This is a genomic window from Amycolatopsis sp. SID8362 (assembly GCF_010550475.1).
Lineage (GTDB): Bacteria > Actinomycetota > Actinomycetes > Mycobacteriales > Pseudonocardiaceae > Amycolatopsis > Amycolatopsis eburnea.
Genome location: NZ_JAAGNB010000315.1, coordinates 1 through 1,820, shown reverse-complemented (window position 1 = coordinate 1,820; position 1,820 = coordinate 1). Strand labels below are relative to the sequence as shown.

2 protein-coding genes are annotated in these 1,820 nt (G+C 75.1%); both read right to left on the bottom strand.

Going from position 1 to position 1,820, the window contains the following annotated elements; translation table 11 throughout:
- Positions 1 to 174: 174 nt before the first annotated feature.
- Positions 175 to 1,506: a YcaO-like family protein gene (locus tag G3I65_RS10595; RefSeq protein WP_160695943.1), complete on the bottom strand. Its 1,332-nt coding sequence runs from the start codon at positions 1,504 to 1,506 to the stop codon at positions 175 to 177.
- Positions 1,506 to 1,652: a hypothetical protein gene (locus G3I65_RS10590; RefSeq protein WP_160695942.1), complete on the bottom strand. Its 147-nt coding sequence runs from the start codon at positions 1,650 to 1,652 to the stop codon at positions 1,506 to 1,508. The genes G3I65_RS10595 and G3I65_RS10590 overlap by 1 nt, the downstream gene beginning before the upstream one ends.
- Between the last annotated feature and the right edge of the window lie 168 nt (positions 1,653 to 1,820).

The window sequence follows — 1,820 nt, the reverse complement described above, 5'->3', positions numbered from 1 at the left end:
CTGTGGCACGTCGGCGGGGTGTGGCTGGCGCCCGGCGGATGGGGGTGGCGGCTTCGCTCGGGCGGTGCTGGACCTCGTGCGCCGGTGGTGCCCGGCGGAGGGTGGCAGCGGCTTCGCTGGGGCGGCGGGGCGTTCCGGATGCCGGCCCGGCCCAGCTCGCCGCTGCCGGGTATCTCAGCCGTGGGGCATCGGGGCGCGGTTGAGGTTCTCCTCCGCCAACGGCTCCGCGTACCAGCCCAGCCGCGCCCCGAGGTCCTGGACCCGTCGCAGGCCCAACGGCGGATACGCCGCCGGGGCCGTGCCGACCGTGCCCGGCACCAGGACCCGCACCACCCGCGCCCCCTCCGCCGCGGCTTCCGGCGTGGTCAGGTCGACGTACAGGACCTCGTGCCCCGCCGCCGCGACCCGGGCGTGGAGGGCGTCGAGCGAGTCGTCCACCGGCCGCGGGATCGCCTCCCACTCGAGGGCAGAACCACCCGAAGCCCAGGCCAGCGCGGCCTCCCCAGCCCGCGGATCCAGGTGGAACTGCTGGTGGCACAGCAGCTCCACCAGGTCGCCCGGACCGTAGAGATCGGTGTAGTCCCGCTCCGCCCGCCACGGCCGCAAGGGGCCACGGCGGTCGCCGGTCAGCGCCTCCCGGTTGTCGAGCGTCCGGCACGTGATCTGCAGCGTGTACGCCTCCGCCAGCGCCTTCAGCGCCGCCTGCTCGGGGTCGGGGCGCATCGCCGTGCCGACCGTCAGCCAGCCCTCCGGTGAGCGCACCGCCGCCGCGATCACCGGGACGCCGAACGCGTTTTCGATCGACCAGAAGCGGGCGTCGCCACCGAGGGACGCCAGGCGCGGGGTCGGGGCCAGGGTGGGCTGGGGCGCGCCGTTGAGCCACCAGACCGCCGAGGCGTCGTGTTCGACGATTTCCTGCAACCCGGACCGGATCGCGGCTTCGAGGGTTTCGCCCGTGGCCGTGCCGCCGATCGCCGGGAACGCGTGGAGGGGTTCCTCGACCGCCTTCGGCACGTGGGGCCAGCCGGTGTGGACCAGGAACGCCGGGACGTGGACGTCACCGCCGTCGAGGGACGTCGCGCGGACCCAGTGGACCGGCGACGAGCCGACGAACGGCGTGAACGGGAAGCCGGGGGCGGCGTACTGGCGGGGGGAGTACAGGGCGAGGCGCGCGGGGGACAGCGCCGTCAGCCCGCGTGCGACGAGGTCGTCGTGGCTGCCGTGGACGAGGTCCTCGGGCGGCCAGGTCGCGCAGTACCGCTCCACCGCTTCACCCCAGGCGGACACGCGGGCGTGCGCCGGGTCGTCCCACGACGTGCCGAAGCCCTGCGGGTCGGCCTGCCACGGGAGGTCCACCTGGCGGATGTCGGCCACCGCGAGGTGCAGGGCGTCCGGGGTGCCCTCCAGACCGGCGAAGGACCGCAGCCGCGTGACGATCGGGCCGGGGCCCGGCGCGGAGCGGCGCTCACCGCTCCGGCCGGGCAGCCCTTCGCGCACAGCGGTCATCAGCGCTCCGGGAGGTACGCCGCGACGCACGTGTTGACGGTCAGGCTCGCGGCCACGCACGTGTTCACGACGAGGCTCGCCGCGACACAGGTGTTGACGACCAGGGCTTCCGGGGCGGTCTCGGAGGAGAACTGCTCCTGCTTCATGGCGTTACCCTTTCCCTTGACGGCCCACCACCGGTTCCGGTGGCGGGTGCCGGGGATCGCTCCCCGTTCCGCGCGTCCGAGGCGCCAACCTCGCGCGGAAGCTTGGTACCGAACGCGAACCCCGCGGTGGCCAGCGCGCCGAGCCCGGCGCACGCCAGCCAGACCGCC

Bases quoted from the DNA above. Each gene is read 5' to 3' on its own strand.
- G3I65_RS10590 (WP_160695942.1), bottom strand. From the start codon at position 1,652: ATGAAGCAGGAGCAGTTCTCCTCCGAGACCGCCCCGGAAGCCCTGGTC.
- G3I65_RS10595 (WP_160695943.1), bottom strand. From the start codon at position 1,506: ATGACCGCTGTGCGCGAAGGGCTGCCCGGCCGGAGCGGTGAGCGCCGC.